Here is a 22,509-nt window from a genome sequence, read left to right as displayed (position 1 = left end):
CAATGGCGAAGAAACCCAAGGCTGCCACCTTTATCAAAGACCCGCTCTGGTACAAGGACGCGGTGATCTATCAGGTGCACGTAAAATCTTTTTTCGATTCCAACAATGACGGGATCGGCGATTTTCCAGGCTTGATCGCCAAACTCGACTACATCGCCGATCTGGGCGTGAACACCATTTGGTTGCTGCCGTTTTATCCATCGCCGCGCCGCGACGATGGCTACGACATTGCCGACTACCGAGGCGTGCACAGTGACTACGGCACCATGGCCGACGCCAAGCGCTTTATCGCCGAAGCGCACAAACGCGGCCTGCGGGTGATCACCGAATTGGTGATCAACCACACCTCCGATCAGCACCCCTGGTTCCAGCGGGCGCGCAAGGCCAAGCCCGGTTCGGCCGCACGGGACTTCTACGTGTGGTCCGATGACGACCAGAAATACGACGGCACCCGCATCATCTTCCTCGATACCGAAAAGTCCAACTGGACCTGGGACCCGGTCGCCGGCCAATACTTCTGGCACCGCTTCTATTCCCACCAGCCCGACCTCAACTTCGACAATCCGCACGTGATGAAAGCGGTGCTTGAAGTGATGCGCTATTGGCTGGACATGGGCATCGACGGCCTGCGCCTGGACGCCATTCCATACCTGATCGAGCGCGATGGCACCAATAACGAGAACCTTGAAGAAACCCACGGGGTGCTCAAGCAGATCCGCGCCGAGATCGATGCCAATTACCCCGACCGCATGCTGCTGGCCGAAGCCAACCAGTGGCCGGAAGACACCCAGCTGTATTTCGGCGACAAAAAGGGCGACGACGGCGACGAATGCCACATGGCCTTCCACTTCCCGTTGATGCCGCGCATGTACATGGCGCTGGCCCAGGAAGATCGTTTCCCTATCACCGATATTTTGCGCCAGACCCCGGAAATTCCCGCCAATTGCCAGTGGGCGATCTTCCTGCGTAACCACGATGAACTGACCCTTGAAATGGTGACGGACAAGGAGCGCGACTACCTGTGGAACTACTATGCCGCCGACCGTCGCGCGCGGATCAACCTGGGCATTCGTCGACGCCTGGCGCCCTTGCTGGAGCGTGACCGCCGCCGGGTCGAATTGCTTAACAGCCTGCTGCTGTCGATGCCGGGCACGCCCACCCTGTATTACGGCGATGAAATCGGCATGGGCGACAACATCTATCTGGGCGACCGCGATGGTGTACGCACGCCGATGCAATGGTCCATCGACCGTAACGGCGGCTTCTCCCGCGCCGACCCGGCCAGCCTGGTGTTGCCGCCGATCATGGACCCGCTCTACGGTTATCTGTCGGTCAACGTCGAAACCCAGACCCAGGACCCGCACTCCCTTCTGAACTGGACCCGGCGCATGCTGGCGGTACGCAAGCAGTCCAAGGCGTTCGGTCGCGGCAGCCTCAAAATGCTCTCGCCGGCCAACCGCCGCATCCTGGCCTACACCCGCGAATACACCGGCGCCGATGGCCGCACGGAGATCATCCTGTGCGTGGCCAACGTGTCGCGCAGCGCCCAGGCGGCCGAGCTGGACCTGTCGGCATTTGCCGGCATGGTCCCGGTAGAGATGCTCGGCGGCAACGCGTTCCCGCCCATCGGCCAGCTGAATTTCCTGCTGACCCTGGCGCCCTACGGGTTTTATTGGTTCGTGCTCGCCGCGGAAAACCAGATGCCCAGTTGGCATGTGGAACCGGCGCAGAGCATGCCCGACTTCACCACATTGGTATTGAAAAAACGCATGGAAGAACTGCTCGAAGAACCTTGCCGCACCACCCTGGAACAGACCTCATTGCCGGCCTGGCTGCCCAAGCGGCGCTGGTTTGCCGGTAAGGACACGGCGATCGACAGCGTACGCATTGCCTACGGCGTGCGATTTGGCGATGCCGAGCATCCGGTGTTGCTGAGCGAGCTGGAAGTCAGTGCCGGCGGCCAGGTCAGCCGTTATCAATTGCCGCTGGGCTTCCTCGGTGAAGACCAATTCACCAGCGCTTTGCCGCAGCAACTGGCCATGGCCCGGGTACGTCGAGCCCGCCAAGTGGGGCTGGTGACCGACGCGTTCAGCCTTGAGCATTTTGTTCGCGCGGTGATCCAGGGCCTGCAAGCCGGCACGCGGCTGGCCTGCAATGACGGCGAGTTGCGGTTCGACGCGACGCAACACCTGGGCGCGCTGCAATTGAACGATGAGTCGCCGGTGCGCTACTTGTCTGCCGAGCAGTCCAACAGTTCGGTGGTGATAGGCGAGAGCCTGGTGCTCAAGTTAATCCGCAAAGTCAGCGCCGGGGTGCACCCGGAGCTTGAGATGAGCGCGTACCTGACCGAAGCCGGTTACGCGAATATTTCGCCGTTGATGGGCGCCATGGTGCGTCACGACAGTGACGGCCAGGACAACCTGCTGATGATCGCCCAGGGCTATCTAAGCAACCAGGGCGACGCCTGGACATGGACCCAGAACAATCTGGAACGCGCGATCCGTGACGAACTGGCCGAGGCCCTTTCCGAGCAGGAGCAGCACTACAACGCCCTGGGCGAACTGGCGGATTTTGCCGCACTGCTCGGCCAGCGCCTGGGCGAAATGCATCAAGTGCTCGGCGCCACTACCACCCATAAAGACTTCAAGCCCGAAGTCACCAGCGTCAAGGACACCCAGGCCTGGGCCAAGGATGTCGGGGCGCAGATCAGTCGCGCGTTGCAACTGCTCGAACTGCATCAAAACCAATTGAACCCTGCCGATCAGGCACTGGTCAGTGAATTGCTGGCGCAGAAAAAAGCCATCGCCACGCACGTGAACAGCCTGGCGAAGGCCACCTTGGGCGGCTTGCGCATTCGCGTCCATGGCGATCTGCACCTCGGCCAGGTACTGGTGGTGAAGGGCGATGCCTATTTGATCGACTTCGAAGGCGAACCGGCGCGACCGCTGCATGAGCGACGGGGCAAGCACAGCCCGTACAAAGATGTCAGCGGTGTGCTGCGCTCCTTCGATTACGCGGCGGCGATGGCTTTGAATCTGCAAGGCGTCGACCATTCGGCCCAGGCCGATCAGGCACGCCAGCGTGTGACCGAGCGCTATGTGAAGGAGGCGCGTCAGGCATTTATCCAGGCTTATCAGCAGGCTACGTCTACACTGGCGCATGACTGGCAGGATGCCAACGGCCAGGACGCCGCGCTGACTTTGTTCAGCCTGGAGAAGGCCGCGTATGAAGTGGCCTACGAAGCGGAAAACCGCCCGACCTGGTTGCCCGTGCCTCTGCAAGGGCTGCACAGCCTGTTGAGCGGGCTTATACCTATATCGAAAACTGCACGCGGTGGGGAGACGTCATGAGCTATACACATAAAGAACCGCTGCAGCCAAAGTTGACTGCAATGCCGGCGTCCAAGGACGTCGAAGCGCTGGTGCGCGCCGAGCACCACGACCCGTTTTCGATTCTCGGGCCCCATGACGATGAGCAGGGTGGCCAATTTATCCGTGCATTCCTGCCGGAGGCATTGAGTGTGCAGGTGCTGAGCCGCGACGGTGGCGAAACGCTCGGCAGCCTTGACGCGACTCAGGTGCCTGGGCTGTTTGTCGGGCACTTCTCTACTCGTCAGCCGTACTTATTGAAAATTCAGTGGGCCGGCGGCGAGCAGATCACCGAAGACCCCTACAGCTTCAGCCAATTGCTGCTGGGCGAAATGGACCTGTATCTGTTTGCCCAGGGCAATCACCGCGACCTGGGCAACTGCCTGGGTGCACAGGTCACCAGCGTCGACGGCGTGCAGGGCGTGCGCTTTGCCGTGTGGGCACCGAATGCCCGGCGTGTGTCGGTGGTGGGTGACTTCAATATCTGGGACGGACGCCGTCATCCGATGCGCCTGCGTCATCCTTCCGGCGTGTGGGAGATCTTCATCCCACGCCTGCAGCCGGGTGCCGCCTACAAATACGAGATTCTCGGTGCCCACGGTATTTTGCCCCTCAAGGCCGACCCCGTGGCGCTGGCGACCCAACTGCCGCCGGACACCGCCTCGAAAGTTGCCGCGCCGCTGCAAGTGGACTGGCAGGACCACGACTGGATGCAGGCGCGTGCCGACAAGCAAAAGTCCAGCGCGCCCTTGTCGATCTATGAATTGCACGTCGGCTCCTGGCAGTGCGAATTGGACGAGGCCGGTGAAGTGGCCCGGCAGTACGGCTGGCGGGAACTGTCGGAGCGTTTGATTCCCTATGTTCAGCAACTGGGCTTCACCCATATCGAGCTGATGCCGATCATGGAACACCCGTTTGGCGGGTCCTGGGGCTATCAAGCCCTGTCGCAGTTCGCGCCCAGCGCGCGCTTCGGCTCGCCGGAAGATTTCGCTTACTTCGTCGATGCCTGCCACCGGGCTGATATCGGTGTGATCCTTGATTGGGTGCCGGCGCATTTTCCGACCGACACCCACGGCCTGGCGCAATTTGACGGCACCGCGCTGTACGAATACGCCAACCCGCTCGAAGGCTTCCACCAGGATTGGGACACGCTGATCTACAACCTGGGCCGCACCGAAGTGCACGGCTTTATGCTGGCGTCGGCGCTGCACTGGCTCAAACACTTCCACGTCGATGGTCTGCGCGTGGATGCGGTGGCATCGATGCTGTATCGCGACTATTCGCGCAAAGCCGGCGAGTGGGTGCCCAACCGGCATGGCGGGCGCGAGAACCTGGAGGCCATCGACTTCCTGCGCCACTTGAACGACGTGGTTGCGCTGGAGGCGCCGGGAGCCCTGGTGATCGCCGAGGAGTCCACGGCCTGGCCTGGCGTCAGCCAGCCGACCCAGCAAGGCGGCCTGGGCTTCAATTACAAATGGAACATGGGCTGGATGCACGACTCGCTGCACTACATCCAGCAGGACCCGGTATACCGTGCCCATCATCACAACGAGCTGAGTTTCGGTCTGGTGTATGCCTGGTCCGAGCGTTTCATCCTGCCGATCTCCCATGACGAAGTGGTCCATGGCAAGCATTCGCTGATCGACAAGATGCCCGGCGACCGCTGGCAGAAATTTGCCAATCTGCGCGCCTACCTGGCGTTCATGTGGATGCATCCGGGTAAGAAGTTGCTGTTCATGGGCTGCGAATTCGGCCAGTGGCGCGAGTGGAACCATGACCAGCAACTGGACTGGTACCTGCTGCAATACCAGGAACATCAGGGTGTGCAAAAGCTGGTGGGCGACTTGAATCGCCTGTACCGCCAGGAGCCGGCCCTGCACGAGCAGGACGACGCGCCGCAAGGTTTCCAGTGGCTGATCGGCGACGATGCGATCAACAGCGTCTACGCCTGGCTGCGCTGGAGCAAGGACGGCAAACCGGTGTTGGTGGTGGCCAACTTCACGCCGGTGCCTCGCGAGCACTATGCCGTGGGCGTGCCGTTTGCCGGGCGCTGGAGCGAGGTGATCAACAGTGACGCGGATATGTACGCCGGTTCCAATTTCGGCAATGGTGGCGAAGTGTTCACCGTCGACGAGCCGCGCCATGGTCAGCCCGTTTCGCTGTCGTTGAATCTGCCGCCACTGGGGGTGCTGATTCTGCGGCCCGAGCCGAGTTAAAGGCTCTGCGGTGCGGGATTCTGTTGTCCGCGTTGCTGGCAGGGTGCCACAATGGCGCCTTTGTCGCGGCAACGGAATCAGGCGTATTTCATGAATGGCCTTGGACACGGGCAGGATCAGGATGAGCGCATCGAGCAGCAAGTGCGGGCCGACCGCCTGCACCAGCTGTTCCGGCAGTCATTCGCGGCGATATTCGGCAGCTATCTGGCGGCGGCGATGCTGTGCTGGTTGTGCTGGGACCGCCTGGATCAACCCATCATGCTGGTCTGGCTGGCGGCCCTGGGCGTTTCATCGCTGTTGCGCATCCTGATGTTCATGGAGTGGTTTCGCTGCCCCAACAGCGAGCGCCTGCCGGCGCGCTGGGAACGGCGCTATTGGATCACGCTGGTGCTTTCTGCGGGGATCTGGGGCGGCGGTGCGTTTGCGCTGATACCCACCGATGACCGCCTGTCCCAGGTGCTGGTCATGCTGTTCACCGTGGGCATGTCGGTGGCTGCGGTGTCCTGTTATTCGGCGTATCGCTACATGACGGTGGTCTCCATCAGCCTCGTGCTGATGCCCTGCACGGTGTGGCTGTTGCTGCAGCCGTCGTCGATGCAGGTCGGCGTCGCGATTGCGGTGCTGGTGTTCTCCACTTTTGTATTCAGCGCCACCCGCAAGCTGTCCGACGCCTTGGAGAAGGCTTTCCGCCTGACGCGGCAGATGGAACGTGCCCATAGCATATCCACTCGTGCCGCACAGACCGACGAACTGACCGGGCTGATGAATCGCCGGGCGTTTTTCGAGCGTGCCCAGGCGTTGTACGCACAGTGTCGACATCACCAGCAGCCGCTGTGCGCGCTGATGCTCGACATGGACCATTTCAAACAGATCAACGACACCTACGGCCACCAGGCCGGCGACCAGGTGCTGCGCCAGATCGGCGCAGTGATCAGCACCTCGTTCCGGCAGGCCGACGTGTACGGGCGTCTGGGCGGCGAGGAATTTGCGGTGCTGCTGCCCAACACTTCGCTGGAGACGGCGCGCGCTATCGCCGAGCAGTTGATTGCGTCCATCGCCGGCATGGCCGCCGAGCCGGTCAAGGGCCTGTCGGCCAGCCTCGGTGTGGCGTCCACCCACCCTGGGCAGCAGGACCTGCACGGGCTGATGAATACCGCAGATAAAGCGCTGTACCGCGCCAAGGCTTTGGGCCGCAACCAGGTCGCGGTGGCGGAGTAGGGCGCTCAATCCCTGAGCATGGCCTTGATCAGCACGCGAGAGACCTGATCGGCCGAGTAGGGCTTGGGCAGGAACTCAAATCCCTCATAGCCGTTTTCCGCCAGTTCTTCGCTGTAGCCCGAGGTGAGCACCACCGGCAGATCGGCGCGGCGTTGGCGCAACACCTTGGCCATGGCTACGCCGGTCATGCCGGGCATCACCACATCCGAGAAAATCGCATCGAATGCGTTCGCGTCCTGGCCGGCCAGGGTCAACGCCTGTTCGGCATCGGTGGCCCACGTTGTCTGGTAGCCCAGGTCCTGCAGGATCTGGCTGGCGAAGCGTCCGACCTCAAGATTGTCTTCCACGATCAACACACGGCAGTGCGCGGTGTCATGGGCCGGTGCCGGTTCGTCAGTCCGGCCGGGGTGGACCGACGCCTGAGCTTCGACCTGCGGCAGGTACAGGGTGAACACCGAGCCCTGGCCCAGGGTGCTGGCCACGTCGATATTGCCTCCCGACTGTTTGGCGAAACCGAACACTTGGGAGAGCCCCAGCCCTGTGCCTTTGCCGACAGCCTTGGTGGTGAAAAACGGCTCGAAGATACGCTCGATGGTGTCGCTGGCAATGCCGGGGCCGGTGTCGGCCAGTGCGATAGCGATATGCGCCTGGCGCGAGCCGGCATCGCCACGGATGCGCGGCAGCGGGCGTTGGCCGGTGACGCGCAGGGTCAGCGTGCCCTGGCCGTCCATGGCGTCCCGCGCATTGAGGGCGATATTGATCAATGCGGTTTCGAACTGGCTCGGGTCGATCCGTGCAAAACAGGGCTGCGTCGGCAGCTCGACGCGCACTTGAATACGTGCACCGGTGACGCTCTCGAGCATCTCGCCGATATTCTGCACACGCTGGCCGACGTCGAAGACTTCCGGGTTCAGCGGCTGGCGCCTTGCGAAAGCGAGCAACTGGCTGGTCAACTTGCTGGCGCGTTCGACGGTATCGGAGACCGCGCCCATGTAGCGCTGGCGGCGCTCTTCGGACAAGCCCGGTTGGCGCAGAAAGTCCATCGAGGAGCGAATGATGGTCAGCAGGTTGTTGAAGTCGTGGGCCACGCCGCCGGTCAACTGGCCGATGGCCTCCAGCTTTTGCGACTGGCGAAGTGCCGCTTCGGCCTGGGCCAACGCCAGGGTGCGCTCTTCGACACGCTGTTCCAGGGTGGTATTGAGTTCGGCATAGGCGGCCAGGCCGGCGCGCACATCGGCGTCGGCGCGCACGCGCTCGATATGCGCCCAGGAGCGCTCGGTGACTTCGCGCAGCACGGCCAGGTCGTACTGCGACCACGGCCGCGCCGTTTTGTCGTGAACGGCCATCAGCGCGCTCAGGCGACCGTTGCGGATCAGCGGCATGCAGATGGTGGCGGTCAAACCCAGTGCCTGGAATTGCGCGGCTTCATGGGGCGGCAGTTCGCGCAGATTGTTGTGGATCACCAGCGGCTCACCGGCGCGCAGGCACTTGACCGCGCGTTCGCCGAACGCCGCGAGGCTGTAACGGCCGACAATGCTCGGCGAACCGGGGGCGGTCCAATTGTCGCGGATGGTAAAGCCGTCTTCATCGTCGTCCATGTCGGCGTAGGCGCAGTTGCTCACCTGCAAATGTTCAGCCACCAGGCGGGTGGTGGTGGTCATGATCGCCTGGGCGTCGTTGGCGTTGGTTACCGCGCTGCCGATGGCGTCCAGCAGCGCCAGGCGACGCGCGAGGAACACCGTGGCGGTGGTTTCGGTCACGGTGTCGAGCATGCCGACCACCTTGCCCTGAGGGTCGCGTATCGGGCTGTAGCAGAACGTGAAGTACGCCTGTTCCGGCGCCGGGCCGCGCTCGATCATCAGCGGGAAGTTTTCGATGTAGGTCGCATGGCCTTCGAAGGCCGCGCTGGCGATATGACTGACCTCGTCCCAGACCTCGCTCCAGATTTCACTGAACGGGCGGCCGAGGGCATAGGGCTTGTTGCCCAGGATCGGAATGAAGGCGTCATTGTAGAGCGTGATCAGTTGCGGCCCCCAGACGATCGCCTGGGGAAAGCTCGACGCGAAACACAGCGCCACGGTGGTCTTCAAAACATCCGGCCACTGCTCCAACGGCCCCAGGGGCGTACTTGCCCAATCATGCTGACGAACCTGTTCAGCCATGTCGCTGCTGCTTTGCAGCCAATTCATCATTGGGGTAACACCTTGTTTGCCACGCTCGTTAGTTACTTGGATAGGCCAGGCAGCCAAGCTACAGACCCGAATGGCCGCCGCCAGTTCAGCGGATTATCCACGAGATGGCATTTTGATGCTCTGTTGGTTTTAAAAGGCGAGGGTTGCCGACCGCCCTCTATTGTTGTGTGCCGAACAGCGCCGTCCAATAGATGCCTGCATCGCTCTTCGGGTCCATGGCGTACGCGGCGCCCAGCTCGCGAAATTGCGGGTTCATCAGATTGGCACAGTGGCCGGGGCTGGCAAGCCAGCCGTCTACCACCTTGCGCGGCGTGTCGAGGCCGGCGGCGATGTTTTCGCCGACCGTTTTGGCGGTATAGCCGGCCAGTTCGGCACGGTCGCCGGGGGTACGGCCATCGTGGTCCAGGTGATCGAAGAAATTACCGTTGGCCATATTGCGCGTATGGCTGTTGGCCGCGCCCGCCAGGTTGTCATTCCAGGTCAGCGCGGTGGTGGCTGTAAAGGCTTGCGTACCGCACTGGTGCGGCTGCGCGCGGGCGGCGTTGATCAGGCTGAGCACTTGCTTGCCCTCGGTCTGCCAGTCGCCTCGGCCGCTGGACAGCAATGGGCGGGCCAGCACGATGCGCCAGTCCTGGCCTGTGTTGCTCACGCCGATATCGACGTATTGCGGGTCCAGCACCACACGGCAGAAGCTCTCGCTCACCGCCTTCATGGCCGCTGCCGCGTCCTTGGGACCGGACAGGCTGATGGCCTGCACGTTCACCATCGGGTACGCGGCCCGGGCCAGCGCCTGCTGCAGATCGCCGGCGCTGTTGGCCGGCAGCACCAGGCGCGTGTCGCTGGTCAGCGGCGGCAATTCCTGAGAGCCCTGGTCGCCGCAGCGCTGCACCTGGCTGCGGTAGGCGTTGATCTGTTGTACCAACTGACTTTCTTCATTCGCCATCGCGCTGGCGCAGAACACCGTAGTGGCGGCCAGCGTCGTAAGACCCATCATCAATGACAGAACGCGCATGGACGTTACCCTTGAGCTTGAAAGTGCCCATGATGCGCGATGTAACCCGGTCTGGCGCAACGCCTTTTTTGTTTTTTTGCCTCAACGGGTGTTCAGCGGGGTATTCAAAGTGGCAATGCGGCAAACTGCCATCGCAGCGGCCAGGACGATCAGGCCCACCGCGACGCGGAAGGTGATGTGCAGGCCGTGGGTGACAGATGCAGGTGTGGCGTGGATGACGTCCGGGCTGGCCCAGGCGAATACCGCGCCCAAGGCTGACGTGCCGAGAATCAGGCCCAGGTTGCGTGACAGGTTGAGCAAGCCCGAGACCGTGCCACGGCGGGCGGCGTCCACGTTGCTCATGACGGCGGTGTTATTGGCGGCCTGGAACAGGCTGTAGCCGCAGGTCAGCATCACCAGCGCTCCCAGATAGGCCATCAGCCCCGACGCCAGGGACAACAGCAGCGCGCCGCCCAGCAGTGTGCTCAGCCCGATCAGTGTGACGCGCCGGCTGCCCAGGCGGTCGGTCAGGCGCCCGGCGGGTACGCCGGTGAGCGCGGCGACACCCGGTCCGACGGCCATCGCCAGGCCCATCCATTCAGGCGCGAGGCCCAGCCCACGGGATAAATAGAACGGACCGACCACAAAGGTGGCCATGATCACCGCCGACACCAGCGCGCTCATGGCCAGGCCGGCGCGTAATGACGCGGCTTTCAAGGGTGACCACAAGCTGCCGGGCGCGCGTGCGTGCGGCAGATCCACCGGCAGATAGTGCCAGGCCAGGGCGGCAGCCAATAGCCCCAGTGGCGTGCCCACCCCAAACAACGCGCGCCACCCCCACAGGCTGAGCAGCAGGCCGCCGACACTGGGACCCATCGCCGTACCGAGTGCCGACAGGGTGCCGAGCAGCCCCATGACTCGGCCCATATGCTCTTTGGGCACGGTATCGCCCACCAGGCCCATGGCCATCGCCATCATGCTTGCCGCGCCGAGGCCTTGCAGCACGCGCGCGGTAATCAAGCCGTTCAACGACGGGGCGACACTGCACACTGCGCTCGCCACCGCGAACAGCAGCAACCCGGCGATCAACACCCGGCGCCGCCCCAGGCGATCACCCAAATGACCCGCACTGACGATAACCGCCGTGATGCCCAGCAGGTACGCCAGCACCACCCATTGCACTGCCGGGAACGCTGCGTTGAAGGTCTGTGCCAGCGTCGGCAGGCCGACATTGGCGATGCTGGTGCCCAGCGAGGCCAGCAGCATGGCCAGGCCCAGGCTGACCAGAGCGCCGCGCGAAGAAGCGTGCATGGGGGGATTCCTTAATGATTGTGACTGTCGCAACTCTACGGCCTGACCTACCATGGCGGAAGACGCAGGGATTGCATTGAATACCTGCACAAAACGCCTGTTGGGGAGCGCTGATGCCCGATTTGAACCTGCTGATCACCCTGGATGTGCTGCTCGCCGAAGGCAGCGTCGAACGCGCGGCCAAGCGCCTGCGCTTGAGCCCTTCGGCCATGAGCCGTGCCTTGGCGCGCCTGCGGCACACCACGGGCGACCCGTTGCTGGTGCGCGCCGGTCGGGGCATGGTGCCGACCCCCCATGCGCTGGCGTTGCGCGAGCAGGTCGGCCGGCTGGTGCAGGACGCCCAGGCGGCCTTGCGTCCGGCACGGGCGGTGGACATGGCCCAGGTCGAGCGCACCTTTACGTTGCGCACCAGTGAGGAGTTCGTCGCGTGTTTCGGCGCCGCGTTGCTTGCCCGCATGGCCCTGGAGGCACCCCGTGTGCGCCTGCGCCTGCTGAATAAAACCGACAAGGACACCGCGCCGCTGCGCGACGCCCGTGTGGACCTGGACATCGGCGTGGTCGACGCCGACGCCGGCCCGGAGCTGTTGACCCAGGCGCTGTTCCGCGATCGCCTGGTCGGCGTGGTACGCAGCGGCCATCCCCTCAGTCGCGGCGCGGTCAGCCTGCAGCGCTACGCCGACGGCCAACACCTGTATGTCTCCCGCCGAGGCCAGGACCGCGGCCAGATCGACGATGCGCTGCAAGCCCTGGGCGTTACGCGGCAGATCCACACCATCGTCGCCGGATTCGCCACCGCCATCGCCCTGGCGCGCGACACCGACCTGATTGCCAGCGTCCCCGAACGCTACATCGCCCATCGCAGCGAGCTGTTCTGCTTTGACCTGCCGCTGAGCCTGCCCACCTTCAGCGTGGCCATGCTCTGGCACCCGCGGCTGGACGCGGACCCGACCCATCGCTGGCTGCGCGGCTGCCTGCGTGAGGTGTGCGGACCATGACCCCGGCGTAACAGGTACAATCGCCACTGCCTTGAAGCCCGACCCCCAGGAATGTGCATGTTCAGCCTCACCCGTTACACCACACCGTGCCCCGAACCCATCAACGGCCAGATCCTGCAGATGGTGGTGGACAACCTCACCGACATCAGCAGCGTCGCGCTGCCGCCCAGCAACCTGCTGTACAACATTTATCAGTACGCCATCGGCTACGAGGTGCACCTGTACCTGGAGGCGTTGAACGGTGAGAAGGGCATCACGGTCGAGTTGGTGGTGGCGACGGATGCCGAGGACCCGGAACAGGTGATCGGGTTTCTGTTGTGTCTACCGGTCAAGGATGACCCCGAGGCCTGCGGCATTCCCTTTATGGCCGTGCAGGCCGGGTCGCGGCGCCACGGGGTAGGGCGCGCCATGATGCAGGACGTGCTGGGGCGCTATCCCCATGCGGAACTGGCCTGCTCCGTGGAAAAGGTGCCGGCCTTCCAGGCCATGGGCTTTCAGGTACGCGGTGCGCGCGACACCCAGGTGCTGATGAACACGCGCCACTACGGCACCGACGGGTTGATGGGCGTGCTGGACGTGGCCGCGATTTACCGCTCGCTGGAAGTGCAACAGATTCACACCTACCTGCTGCAACGGCACGGCAAACGCGCCATGGTCGACGCGGAGCGCCAGCGCGACCGGCACCTGGATCAACTGGCGCGCAAGGTGCAGGTGTTCGTCACGGGCGCGGGCGATTGACCATGGCTGAAATGCTGGCCTGCAATTCCTGTTGCGCCTCTTCGCGGCTGATCTCGCCGTTGGCCGCTGCGTGGGACAACGCCTCGGCCGCCCCGAGCATTGCCCTCAAGCCGGCTTGAGACACCGTGCCGGAGGGGGCGAAGGGCGTCAGGACATCGCGGCACTTGTCGAGGAAGATCGCTTCGTACTTGCGCTTGAGGGTTTCCAGTTCCGGGGAGCTGCTCAACGCCGCGATCACGCCCGGGATCTCACGGCCCTGCAGTAACACGCAATCGACGTAGGACGAGGCAATCACACCTGCGCGGCCTTCCAGGGTGGCCTCGCTGGCGTCGAGTGCGTCGACGAAAGCCTGGTTCTGGCGCCCGTCGAAGTCTTCGTACAGCGCCGCCAACAACCCCGCGCGGGTGACGAAATGGTCATAGACCACCGGCTTGGTGACGCCGGCCAACTCTGCCACACGGCCCAGGGTGAGGGCATCGGTGCCTTCATCGCGCACCAGCTGCCAGGCCACCTCCAGTAATTGCTGCAGGCGATCTTCGCGGGACAGACGACGGCGGGGTGCAGGGGAATCGTGGCTTGACATGCTTATATACCAAAAGTAACTTACTGTTCGTAACTTAAGCCCAGAGCCTAAACCGAACCGGAGTGAATGTCATGCACGCACTGATCGTTGTTGCCCATCACGACCCGCAATCCCTGACTCACAGCATCGCCGCCCAGGTAGCCGATGGCCTGCGCCTATCGGGTCACACCGCTGAAATCGCCGACCTCGCCGCTGAGGGCTTCGACCCCCGTTACAGCGCCGCCGACCATCGGGTGCACCGCGAGCGCGCCACACCACCGGCCGATGTGCTGGCCGAACAAGCCCGCATCGACCGCGCCGATGCGTTGGTTCTGGTGTTTCCCATTTATTGGTGGTCGATGCCCGGCCTGCTCAAGGGTTGGATTGACCGCGTGTTCGTCAACGGTTGGGCCATCGACTACGGCCCGGACACCCCGGTCGTGAAAAAACTCGGGCATTTACAGGTGCACCTGCTGGCGCTTGGCGCGGCGGACTTCAGCGCGTTCGAACGGCATGGTTATGCCCAATCGATGCACACGCAGATTGACTACGGCATCTTTGATTACTGTGGCGCGAAGGTGCTCACATCCGAACTGCTACTGGACTCGGAAAGCGGCAGCGCAGAGGCCCATTTGAGCACCGCGAGAACCGTGGGCCAGGGCCTGTTCAAGGCCGAGACGGTCGCAGGTTGATTCACCGGTCGCGAAACAGGTCGTGGGCGTCCAGCAGGCGATAGGCAATCTCCGGACGTTTTTCCATGCCCCGGCGAATCGCCGCCGGAATGGCCTGCCGGGTTTTGCGGCACAGGCCGGGCAGGTCGTCGATGACAATCTGAATGCCGCGCATGCTCTTGACTTCGGTATGGCCCGGCGCGACATGCACGCGGATGCCCAGCAGTTCGTACATGCGTTGCTGCATGCGCTCCAGGTCCTGCAGGTTTTGCAGGTTTTCCAGACGTTCAAGCAGGCGTTTTTCTTCCTGGCGGGTGAGGCCGAGGATGCGTAAGTCGGCGTCGGGCGCTTGCAGCAATTGCTCGCGCTCGCATACGCAGGCGCCGGGTGGGCAGGGTTGGCGAATGTTCATGTTCAGTCCTCCCCATTCCGGCGCGCCGGGCTCAATAGGTCAGCGCGACACCCAGGCTGCTCAGGGCCTTCCAGTAGTCGGGATAGGTCTTGGCCACGCAGTCCGGGTCCTGGATGCGAATGCCCGTCACCTTCAACCCGGCCAGGGCAAAGCACATGGCGATGCGGTGATCGGCGTGGGTGTCGATCAGCGCCGAGCAGGCGGTGCCGGCTAACGCCGGGTCACTGGCCACCAGCAGGTCGTCGCCTTCGATGGTCGCCAGGCCCGGGCGGATTTCATTCAGGCCGTCGTGCAGCGCCTGTACCCGGTCACATTCCTTGACCCGCAGATTGGCCAATTCGGTAAAGCGCACCGGGGTGTTGTTGAACGCCGCCAGCACTGCCAGGGTCGGGATCGCGTCCTGCATCTGCGAGCCCACCACGGTGGCCTGCATATCAGGGAACTGGGCGATCAGCGCCTGCGCCTTGGCGTCCGGTTGGGTGAAAGCCTGGGCGGCCACGCCAATGTCGATGCGGCCAGCGGTCAGCGCTTCGGCGGCCCACAGGTAGGTGGCGGCGGAAGCGTCCGGTTCGATCAGGTAGTCATGGGCGGTATAGCCCGTTGGCGCGACGCGCCAGGTGGTGTCGTCGACAGCGTCGACCTGCGCACCGAAGGCGCGCATGCAATCCAGGGTCAGGTCCACATAGCCGCGGGCGCCGATGTCCTTGCCGGTCAGTGCCACTTCAATCGGCGCTTCACCGCAGGCGGCAAGCATCAGCAGGGCCGATACGTATTGGCTGGACAGCCCGCCGTCGATCTCGAAGCGCTTGGCCTGCACCTTGCCACGGCCATGCACGGTAACCGGTGGGCAACCCGTCGGGCTGTCGACCTGGATGCCGTTCCGGCCGAGGGTGGCCAGCAGCGGGCCGATCGGGCGCTTGCGCATGTAATCGTCGCCATCAAGCACCACGGTGCCCTGTACGGTGGCCACCGCGGCGGTGAGAAAGCGCATGGCGGTGCCGGCGTTGCCGAGAAACAGCGGTTGTGTCGGCAACTGCAGCTTGCCCTGGCCGGTGACCACGAACGTGGTGTCGTCCGGCTCGTCGATGGTCACGCCCATCTGGCGCAGGGCCACCGACATGTGGCGGGTGTCGTCGCTTTTCAGCGCGCCGCTCAAGCGGCTGGTGCCCTTGGCCAGGGCCGCCAGCAGCAGCGCGCGGTTGGTAATGGATTTGGAGCCGGGGGGCGCGACCTTGCCGATGAGCGGGGCGTTGGGTGGCGTAACGGTCACGGTTTTCTGCGAACTCAAGGTACAAGGCTCCTGATTCAAGGCAAGGTGGCACGGAGTGGCCGACGGGGCGGACCCGAATAATCGGGTATTGATGCCGTGCTGTCGAGGCTTAGCGCTGGCTCGACCAGTAATCATGCAGCGCCCGCGCCGCCGGTTCGATCTCGCTGGCGCGCTGCTGGTGGGCCGGGATATTCAGGTCGGCGGGTAATTCGAAGTTGTCCTGCTCGGCGCACCAGGAGATTTTTTCCAGGTTCGCCGCCTGTTCCGTCGGCAGGGGTGGCCAGTTACCGATGGCGGCGCCACGCAGGTACCCGAAGCACCATTCTTCGGCCAGGGTCACCGTCTGGGCCCGATGCTCGGTTTCGTCGAAGCGCGGCGTAAAGCCCCGGGCGTCGCCGGCCAGTTGGGCCGCCAGGGTGTTGAGGTGGCGCACGCACAGGTCCAGAAACTGCTGCGCTTGGTCGGCGCTTTCCCACTTGGGGTTCTGGCCGCCCCAGATCGCCGGGAACCACTCGTCGATGGCCACCGGCGCCGGGCCGGAGACCAGGGCGGTGAAGTAGCCGTCGAGTTCGGCCACGTTCAATACCGAATGGTCATCGCCGTACCTGAGCAGGGTGTCTTCGAGGGCTTCGAAATCGGCGGGGGCGAGGGGCTGGGCGTGCATGGGCATATCCTTCAAACGTCGAGCGCCGCGCACTGCGCGGCTTAAAGCGCGAAGGATGGCGCGTGCGCGAGGTTTTATCCAGCGTCTTTTCGATCCCGTCGACCAGTCCCGCATTTGGCCGATGCGCCGTCGCGCAGCCTTGTTATAGTCTGGGCCTTCTCACCCGCCAGTCAGGGATCATGGCCATGTCCGAATACCAAGCCTTCGTCGTCGAACTCCACGACAACGTTGCCCATGTGCAGATCAACCGCCCGGAAAAGATCAACGCGATGAACGCCGCGTTCTGGACCGAGATCATCGACATTTTCCAATGGATCGACGACACCGACGCCGTGCGCGCCGTGGTGCTCAGCGGCGCCGGCAAACATTTCTCCTCCGGCATCGACTTGATGATGCTGGCCTCGGTGGCCAATGACCTGGGCAAGGATGTGGGCCGCAACGCGCGCCTGCTGCGGCGCAAGATCCTTGAGCTGCAAGCCTCGTTCAACGCCGTGGACACCTGCCGCAAGCCGGTGCTGGCGGCGATCCAGGGCTATTGCATCGGCGGCGCCATCGACCTGATCAGCGCCTGCGACATGCGCTACGCCGCCGAGGACGCGCAGTTTTCCATCAAGGAAATCGATATCGGCATGGCTGCCGACGTCGGCACTTTGCAACGGCTGCCGCGCATTATCGGCGACGGCATGCTGCGCGAACTGGCCTATACCGGGCGCATGTTCGGCGCCGAAGAGGCGCGCAGTATCGGCCTGGTCAACCGTGTGTATGCCGATCACCAGAGCCTGTTGGCCGGCGTGCTGGAGATGGCCCGTGACATCGCGGCCAAGTCGCCGATCGCCGTGACCGGCACCAAGGCGATGATCAGCTACATGCGTGACCACACGATCAATGATGGCCTGGAATACGTTGCCACCTGGAACTCGGCTATGTTGCAATCCAACGACCTGCGTGTGGCCATCGCGGCTCACATGAGCAAGCAGACACCCGAATTCGTGGATTGATAAACATGACCCCAGGCTGGATTACCACAACGCTGCTGGACAACGACGCCCCCGGCGGCTGGGCCGTCGCCCGCAGCCGCGAGGGCTTTTTGCATGACGCCAATGGCCCGCTGTTCCCCCGGGAATGGCTCAAGCGCCAGGACTTGTCGGTGTTCGCCGAACACGGCATCGGCCACCTCGACGGCGAGCCGGTGTACCTGCTTGAGCTCAACTCGGCCGGCGAGGTGCCGGGTTGCAGTTGGCAGGGCTTGCGCGGCTTTATGCTGCAGGGCGATCACACGCTCTACAAGGTCCTGGGCTATGCCGCGCAGATCGGCACCTGGGCCCGCGAACATCGCTTTTGCGGCAGCTGCGGCCAAGCCATGGTGCAGGTGCCGCGCGAACGCGCGATGTATTGCCAGGCGTGCGACCTGCGCAGTTACCCGCGTATCTCGCCGAGCATGATTGTACTGGTGACCCGTGGCGACGAGATTTTGCTGGCGCGTTCGCCGCGTTTTGTGACCGGGGTCTACAGCACGTTGGCCGGATTTGCCGAGCCGGGCGAGTCGGCCGAAGACTGCCTGATCCGCGAGGTGCGCGAAGAGGTGCAGGTGGAAGTCAGGAATATCCAGTATGTGGGCAGCCAGTGCTGGCCGTTCCCGCATTCGATGATGCTGGGCTTTCATGCCGAATACGCCGGTGGCGATATTGTGCCCCAGGCCGACGAGATCGAAGACGCACAGTGGTTCAACATCCATGACCTGCCGCCGTTGCCGGCGTCACGCTCGATTGCGCGCTACCTGATCGATCTCTATGTGGCGCGCCGCTTAGGCCACGCTGAACCAGTGCTGCCAGGCTAGGCGCACGGTCAGGCCGAGGACCACGGTGATAAACACCGGACGAATGAATTTGGCGCCGCCGCTGATTGCGCTGCGAGCGCCAAAGAAGGCACCGCCCATCACCGAGATCCCCATCGCCAGCCCGACTATCCAGTCCACCGAACCGTTGAAGATAAACACCGACAGCGCTGCCGCGTTGCTGACGAAGTTCATGCTGCGGGCCACGCCGCTGGCCTTGACCAGGTCGATGGGGTGCAGCAGCAGGGTGCTGACGGTCCAGAACGCACCGGTCCCCGGGCCTGCTACACCATCGTAGAAACCCAGGCCGAAGCCTTGGGTGGCCTGCCATTTCTTCTTGATCGGTGCGTCGGCTTCCAGCGGTGCCTTGGGCGTGCCGCCGAACAGCAGGTACAGGCCGCAGGCGAATACGATCACCGGGAGCATTTTGTTCAGGGTCTCGGCCGGCAGGTAATGGGCGACCACCGCCCCGGCAAGCGCGCCGACCAGCGTACCGACGATGGCGTGCACCCACTGGCGCGGGTGGAACAGCTTGCGACGATAGAAGGTGAAGCTGGCGGTGGCCGAGCCGAACGTGGAACTGAGCTTGTTGGTGCCCAGCACCAGGTGTGGCGGCATGCCGGCGGTGAGCAGCGCCGGGGTGGTCAATAGCCCGCCGCCGCCGGCGATGGCGTCGATGAATCCGGCAATAAAGGCCACAACGGCAAGAATGGCGAGGGTGGTGAGGTCAACGCTGAGTTCGAAGGGCATGGGCAGGGCTTATGGTTGGCAGGGCGCTATGCGGAAGGTCGCCATCTTACCTGCCGAATGTATGCAGAACCAACTGTGGGAGGGGGCTTGCCCCCGATTGCGGTGTATCAGTGACAGATAAGCTGACTGACACATCGCCATCGGGGGCAAGTCCTCTCCCACCTGTTTGGCTATTTGTGGGTGCCCAGCCACTCCAGCGCGGTGCGCCAGATGCAAATCCCCAGAAAGTATGCCGACATCAGCGACCACAGGCCGAATGTCCACGGATTGGTGTTGGGATAATCCACTACCATCAAGAAGCTGCACAGCAACCAGATGGTGGTCACCGCGATATTGATCGGCATAAAGCGCTTGACCCGAAACGGGTGCAGAAACTTCATCGGCGTGACGGTCAGCAGGGCCAGGCCGATGACCGTCAGCAAGGTCACCCAGGCGTCCGGCTGGATGATGTACACGCACAGGGCCACCACATTCCAGGCGGCGGGGAAGCCGACGAAATAGTTGTCCTTGCTTTTCATATTGACGTTGCAGAAGCAGAACAATGACGACACCAGGATCACCGACACGGTAAACAGGTGAGTAAAGTCCGGCAGATCGATGTAGCGGTAGATAAACAGGGCGGGGATGAACACGTAGGTGAGGTAGTCGATCACCAGGTCCAGCACCGAACCGTCGAAGCTGGGCAGCACCGTGCTGACATTGAGGCGGCGCGCCAGGGAACCGTCGACGCCGTCCACCACCAGTGCCAGGCCGAGCCACAGCAGGCAGGCCTTGGGCGAGTTTTCCAGCAGGGCCAGGGTGGCGAGGAAGGCCAGGACCACACCGGTGGCGGTAAAGCCGTGGGCGCCCCAGGCTTTGATTCTGGCTACATGCAGGGTCGATATCACGGGCGGTTCTCCAAAGGTGGAACGGGGCAGCCGACAACGTGACGCCGTCGGGTCTGGCCGGGGAATGCAGGTATCGACCGGGTAGGGGGGGATAAGGTTCACCGCCCGGCGTATCGCTTAGGGTAGCAAGCGTAGGACTTTTCGGCATCAGTCCTGGCGAAACACCAGGGCTTTCAGACCACTTTGCGCATCGATATCGGGAAATTCGGGCGGGTTTTCCAGACGCTGTACGAAGCGCAGACCCGGCGCCTCGCGTGTCACGCCGTCGATCAGGAAATCTTCGCCGAGTGCCGGGTCGTTCATGCACGCCAGCACCGTGCCATGGGCGGCGAGCAAGTCCGGCAGGCGGCGCAGCACGCGTTGATAGTCCTTGGTCAGCAGGAAACTGCCCCTCTGGAACGACGGTGGGTCGATGATCACCAGGTCATAAGGGCCGCTGTTGATCACCTTGGCCCAGGATTTGAACAGATCGTGCCCAAGGAACGTGACCTTGCTCAGGTCATGGCCGTTAAGCCGATGGTTATCGCGGCCGCGGCTCAGGGCGCCGCGCGCCATGTCCAGGTTCACCACCTGCTCGGCGCCACCTTCGATGGCCGCCACGGAAAAGCCGCAGGTGTAGGCAAACAGGTTGAGTACCCGCCGGCCCCTGGCCTGTTCGCGCACCCAGTTGCGCCCGTAGCGCATATCGAGAAACAGACCGGTGTTCTGTTTTTTACCCAGGTCGATCAGGTAACGCAGGCCGCCCTCGGTAATGATCAGCTCGTCGATCGCTTGCCCCACCAGCCATTCGGTGGTGCTTTGTGGCAGGTAGCGGTGCTGCAGGGCGACGGTGTGCGCACCCGCGTGTGCCCAGTCGATGTCCAGCAGCATGCTTTTCAATGCCTCCAGATCTGCCGGTTCCGGCGCTTTGAACAGCGCCACCAGCACCACGCCTTGCAACCAGTCCACGGTCAATTGCTCCAGGCCCGGCCAGCAACGGCCTCGGCCGTGGAACAGACGCCGGGTTTCACTGGGCGGATCAGCCAGTGCGGTGAGCAGATGGGTGTGCAGAGTGGCAAGTGCGTCAGGGGTCATCGTTGAGCATCAGGTCATTGAGCGGGCGGCATTTTAACCACAAGCAGGGGATTGAGCGGTATGAACCGACGGGCACCTGTTTGAACCCAGGGGTTACAACGCGGCAATCAGGGCGGGCCCAAATGCGTCTTTCAGGAAGCTCGGTGCGATATACCGCTGGTAATGGGCCTCGGACAGCAGGAAAAACTCTCGGTCGATGGCATCGCGCAAGTCCGCCAGATGGCGCTCGCGAAACTCCGGCAGCAGCGCCAGGCCGTAGGCGTCCAGCCTGGAGATTACTCGTGCGCCACGCGCGATCAATTGATACGCCCAGCAATACGGCGACTGGTGCGGCATGAAACGGATCTGGCGGTCCTGCAACTGCTGGCGCAAGCGCTCGACGTCGAACACTTCGAGCTTGCTGGCCATCACCTGCACTAGCAACTGCTCCAGGCGTTGCCACACCGCCTGCTTTTCTTCGGCGGTGTAGCCGTTCCACTGGATCACTTCATGGTGATACCGCTTGCAGCCCCTGCAGACCAGGTCGCCGTATACGGTGGAGCACAGGCCGACGCAGGGGGTCTTGATGGTGTGATTGGGCATAAAAGATATCGGCAAGTAAACAACACGGCCCCCGAAGGGGCCGTCTCAATCAATCCCAGCTCAGCGCGCCGCCGGTCTGGTACTCGATCACGCGGGTTTCGAAGAAGTTTTTCTCTTTCTTCAAGTCCATAATCTCGCTCATCCACGGGAACGGGTTGGTCGTGCCTGGATACTCTTCTTTAAGGCCGATCTGCGACAGGCGACGGTTAGCGATGAACTTGAGGTAATCCTCCATCATCGCCGCGTTCATGCCGAGAACACCGCGCGGCATCGTGTCGCGCGCGTATTCGATCTCCAGCTGCGTCCCCTGCAGGATCATCTGGGTCGCTTCTTCCTTCATCTCGGCATCCCACAAATGCGGGTTTTCGATTTTGATCTGGTTGATCACGTCGATACCGAAGTTCAGGTGCATCGACTCATCGCGCAGGATGTACTGGAACTGTTCCGCCACGCCGGTCATTTTGTTGCGGCGGCCCATGGACAAAATCTGGGTGAAGCCGCAGTAGAAGAAGATGCCTTCCAGTACGCAGTAGTAGGCGACCAGGTTACGCAGCAGCTCCTTGTCGGTGTCGACGGTGCCGGTTTCGAACTTCGGATCGGAGATCGAGCGGGTGTACTTCAGGCCCCAGGCCGCTTTCTTCGCGACGGATGGAATCTCGTGGTACATGTTGAAGATCTCGCCTTCATCCATGGCCAACGATTCGATGCAGTACTGGTAGGCGTGGGTGTGGATCGCTTCTTCGAAGGCCTGGCGCAGGATGTACTGGCGGCACT

The 22,509-nt window shown here is 63.1% G+C and carries 20 protein-coding genes; 8 read left to right on the top strand and 12 right to left on the bottom strand.

The features are described from left to right. Positions 1-2 precede the first annotated feature (2 nt). From treS to G7025_RS25845, 3 genes are read left to right on the top strand one after another with little or no spacing between them, the layout of a single operon-like run. Complete coding sequence (gene treS / locus G7025_RS25855; RefSeq protein ID WP_181081833.1) at positions 3-3,350, top strand: maltose alpha-D-glucosyltransferase; 3,348 nt, start codon at positions 3-5, stop codon at positions 3,348-3,350. Continuing rightward, complete coding sequence (gene glgB / locus G7025_RS25850) at positions 3,347-5,584, top strand: 1,4-alpha-glucan branching protein GlgB (protein ID WP_181081832.1); 2,238 nt, start codon at positions 3,347-3,349, stop codon at positions 5,582-5,584. Before treS ends, glgB begins: the two co-directional genes overlap by 4 nt. Before the next feature lie 51 nt (positions 5,585-5,635). Continuing rightward, entirely contained in the window at positions 5,636-6,802 is a 1,167-nt protein-coding gene (locus tag G7025_RS25845) for a GGDEF domain-containing protein (protein WP_181081831.1), read from the top strand. Between the two features lie 5 nt (positions 6,803-6,807). On the opposite strand, the gene G7025_RS25840 is transcribed toward G7025_RS25845, so the two are convergent. The 3 genes from G7025_RS25840 to G7025_RS25830 all read right to left on the bottom strand — a co-directional run bounded on the left by G7025_RS25840 (position 6,808) and on the right by G7025_RS25830 (position 11,296). Continuing rightward, on the bottom strand, positions 6,808-8,994 hold the full coding sequence (locus G7025_RS25840) for a GAF domain-containing protein (protein WP_181081830.1): 2,187 nt from the start codon (positions 8,992-8,994) through the stop codon (positions 6,808-6,810). A 157-nt stretch (positions 8,995-9,151) separates the two neighbouring features. Continuing rightward, complete coding sequence (locus G7025_RS25835; protein WP_181081829.1) at positions 9,152-10,006, bottom strand: CAP domain-containing protein; 855 nt, start codon at positions 10,004-10,006, stop codon at positions 9,152-9,154. An 81-nt stretch (positions 10,007-10,087) separates the two neighbouring features. After that, on the bottom strand, positions 10,088-11,296 hold the full coding sequence (locus G7025_RS25830; RefSeq protein WP_181081828.1) for an MFS transporter: 1,209 nt from the start codon (positions 11,294-11,296) through the stop codon (positions 10,088-10,090). Between the two features lie 113 nt (positions 11,297-11,409). On the opposite strand from G7025_RS25830, the gene G7025_RS25825 reads away from it, so the two are divergent. Both G7025_RS25825 and G7025_RS25820 read left to right on the top strand, forming a co-directional pair. Continuing rightward, positions 11,410-12,291, top strand: a complete 882-nt coding sequence (locus G7025_RS25825; protein WP_181081827.1) for a LysR family transcriptional regulator — start codon at positions 11,410-11,412, stop codon at positions 12,289-12,291. A gap of 57 nt (positions 12,292-12,348) precedes the next feature. After that, the gene (locus tag G7025_RS25820) at positions 12,349-13,029 is read left to right on the top strand and encodes a GNAT family N-acetyltransferase (protein ID WP_181081826.1); all 681 of its coding nucleotides are present in this window, start codon (positions 12,349-12,351) and stop codon (positions 13,027-13,029) included. Here G7025_RS25820 and G7025_RS25815 read toward each other — a convergent pair. Further along, positions 13,010-13,612 (bottom strand): TetR/AcrR family transcriptional regulator, encoded by a 603-nt coding sequence (locus G7025_RS25815; RefSeq protein WP_181081825.1) that lies wholly within the window; start codon positions 13,610-13,612, stop codon positions 13,010-13,012. The two genes, G7025_RS25820 and G7025_RS25815, sit on opposite strands and share 20 nt — an antisense overlap. A 71-nt stretch (positions 13,613-13,683) precedes the next feature. Here G7025_RS25815 and G7025_RS25810 point away from each other — a divergent pair, with 71 nt between their 5' ends. Next, on the top strand, positions 13,684-14,283 hold the full coding sequence (locus G7025_RS25810; protein WP_181081824.1) for an NAD(P)H-dependent oxidoreductase: 600 nt from the start codon (positions 13,684-13,686) through the stop codon (positions 14,281-14,283). A 1-nt stretch (position 14,284) separates the two neighbouring features. On the opposite strand, the gene G7025_RS25805 is transcribed toward G7025_RS25810, so the two are convergent. From G7025_RS25805 to G7025_RS25795, 3 genes are all read right to left on the bottom strand, one after another. Continuing rightward, positions 14,285-14,674, bottom strand: coding sequence for a hypothetical protein (locus G7025_RS25805; RefSeq protein ID WP_181081823.1), 390 nt, complete (start codon positions 14,672-14,674; stop codon positions 14,285-14,287). 31 nt (positions 14,675-14,705) lie between these two features. After that, positions 14,706-15,962, bottom strand: a complete 1,257-nt coding sequence (locus G7025_RS25800) for a 3-phosphoshikimate 1-carboxyvinyltransferase (protein ID WP_181081822.1) — start codon at positions 15,960-15,962, stop codon at positions 14,706-14,708. A 91-nt stretch (positions 15,963-16,053) separates the two neighbouring features. Next, positions 16,054-16,608, bottom strand: a complete 555-nt coding sequence (locus tag G7025_RS25795; RefSeq protein WP_181081821.1) for a UPF0149 family protein — start codon at positions 16,606-16,608, stop codon at positions 16,054-16,056. Between the two features lie 185 nt (positions 16,609-16,793). On the opposite strand from G7025_RS25795, the gene G7025_RS25790 reads away from it, so the two are divergent. Then, complete coding sequence (locus tag G7025_RS25790) at positions 16,794-17,606, top strand: crotonase/enoyl-CoA hydratase family protein (protein ID WP_181081820.1); 813 nt, start codon at positions 16,794-16,796, stop codon at positions 17,604-17,606. A gap of 5 nt (positions 17,607-17,611) precedes the next feature. Further along, a complete protein-coding gene (nudC, locus tag G7025_RS25785) occupies positions 17,612-18,445 on the top strand; it encodes an NAD(+) diphosphatase (protein WP_181081819.1) in 834 nt (277 codons plus the stop codon). Here the strand turns inward: nudC and G7025_RS25780 are convergent. From G7025_RS25780 to G7025_RS25760, 5 genes are all read right to left on the bottom strand, one after another. Then, entirely contained in the window at positions 18,413-19,192 is a 780-nt protein-coding gene (locus G7025_RS25780; RefSeq protein WP_181081818.1) for a TSUP family transporter, read from the bottom strand. The genes nudC and G7025_RS25780 overlap by 33 nt on opposite strands. A gap of 170 nt (positions 19,193-19,362) precedes the next feature. Further along, positions 19,363-20,079, bottom strand: a complete 717-nt coding sequence (gene pcsA / locus G7025_RS25775) for a phosphatidylcholine synthase (RefSeq protein WP_181081817.1) — start codon at positions 20,077-20,079, stop codon at positions 19,363-19,365. A 147-nt stretch (positions 20,080-20,226) separates the two neighbouring features. Beyond that, on the bottom strand, positions 20,227-21,153 hold the full coding sequence (locus tag G7025_RS25770; protein ID WP_181081816.1) for a class I SAM-dependent methyltransferase: 927 nt from the start codon (positions 21,151-21,153) through the stop codon (positions 20,227-20,229). 93 nt (positions 21,154-21,246) lie between these two features. Next, complete coding sequence (locus G7025_RS25765) at positions 21,247-21,735, bottom strand: DUF1289 domain-containing protein (protein WP_181081815.1); 489 nt, start codon at positions 21,733-21,735, stop codon at positions 21,247-21,249. Positions 21,736-21,784: 49 nt separating this feature from the next. Beyond that, a partial coding sequence (locus G7025_RS25760) for a ribonucleotide-diphosphate reductase subunit beta (RefSeq protein ID WP_181081814.1) occupies positions 21,785-22,509 on the bottom strand: 725 nt, incomplete at its 5' end.

Origin of the sequence: Pseudomonas lurida (assembly GCF_013522705.1) — a bacterium.
GTDB classification, from domain to species: domain Bacteria; phylum Pseudomonadota; class Gammaproteobacteria; order Pseudomonadales; family Pseudomonadaceae; genus Aquipseudomonas; species Aquipseudomonas quebecensis.
Note: the sequence above shows the minus strand (reverse complement) of the source record. Positions and strands in the feature narration are given on the sequence as shown.

What these genes read in the sequence shown, in the direction of transcription:
- G7025_RS25820 (WP_181081826.1), top strand. Translation starts at nt 12,349, where the DNA reads ATGTTCAGCCTCACCCGTTACACCACACCGTGCCCCGAACCCATCAAC.
- G7025_RS25770 (WP_181081816.1), bottom strand. Translation starts at nt 21,153, where the DNA reads ATGACCCCTGACGCACTTGCCACTCTGCACACCCATCTGCTCACCGCA.
- G7025_RS25825 (WP_181081827.1), top strand. Translation starts at nt 11,410, where the DNA reads ATGCCCGATTTGAACCTGCTGATCACCCTGGATGTGCTGCTCGCCGAA.
- G7025_RS25830 (WP_181081828.1), bottom strand. Translation starts at nt 11,296, where the DNA reads ATGCACGCTTCTTCGCGCGGCGCTCTGGTCAGCCTGGGCCTGGCCATG.
- treS (WP_181081833.1), top strand. Translation starts at nt 3, where the DNA reads ATGGCGAAGAAACCCAAGGCTGCCACCTTTATCAAAGACCCGCTCTGG.
- G7025_RS25780 (WP_181081818.1), bottom strand. Translation starts at nt 19,192, where the DNA reads ATGCCCTTCGAACTCAGCGTTGACCTCACCACCCTCGCCATTCTTGCC.
- G7025_RS25835 (WP_181081829.1), bottom strand. Translation starts at nt 10,006, where the DNA reads ATGCGCGTTCTGTCATTGATGATGGGTCTTACGACGCTGGCCGCCACT.
- G7025_RS25765 (WP_181081815.1), bottom strand. Translation starts at nt 21,735, where the DNA reads ATGCCCAATCACACCATCAAGACCCCCTGCGTCGGCCTGTGCTCCACC.
- G7025_RS25810 (WP_181081824.1), top strand. Translation starts at nt 13,684, where the DNA reads ATGCACGCACTGATCGTTGTTGCCCATCACGACCCGCAATCCCTGACT.
- glgB (WP_181081832.1), top strand. Translation starts at nt 3,347, where the DNA reads ATGAGCTATACACATAAAGAACCGCTGCAGCCAAAGTTGACTGCAATG.
- G7025_RS25795 (WP_181081821.1), bottom strand. Translation starts at nt 16,608, where the DNA reads ATGCACGCCCAGCCCCTCGCCCCCGCCGATTTCGAAGCCCTCGAAGAC.
- G7025_RS25845 (WP_181081831.1), top strand. Translation starts at nt 5,636, where the DNA reads ATGGCGCCTTTGTCGCGGCAACGGAATCAGGCGTATTTCATGAATGGC.
- G7025_RS25790 (WP_181081820.1), top strand. Translation starts at nt 16,794, where the DNA reads ATGTCCGAATACCAAGCCTTCGTCGTCGAACTCCACGACAACGTTGCC.
- nudC (WP_181081819.1), top strand. Translation starts at nt 17,612, where the DNA reads ATGACCCCAGGCTGGATTACCACAACGCTGCTGGACAACGACGCCCCC.
- G7025_RS25840 (WP_181081830.1), bottom strand. Translation starts at nt 8,994, where the DNA reads ATGATGAATTGGCTGCAAAGCAGCAGCGACATGGCTGAACAGGTTCGT.
- G7025_RS25805 (WP_181081823.1), bottom strand. Translation starts at nt 14,674, where the DNA reads ATGAACATTCGCCAACCCTGCCCACCCGGCGCCTGCGTATGCGAGCGC.
- G7025_RS25815 (WP_181081825.1), bottom strand. Translation starts at nt 13,612, where the DNA reads ATGTCAAGCCACGATTCCCCTGCACCCCGCCGTCGTCTGTCCCGCGAA.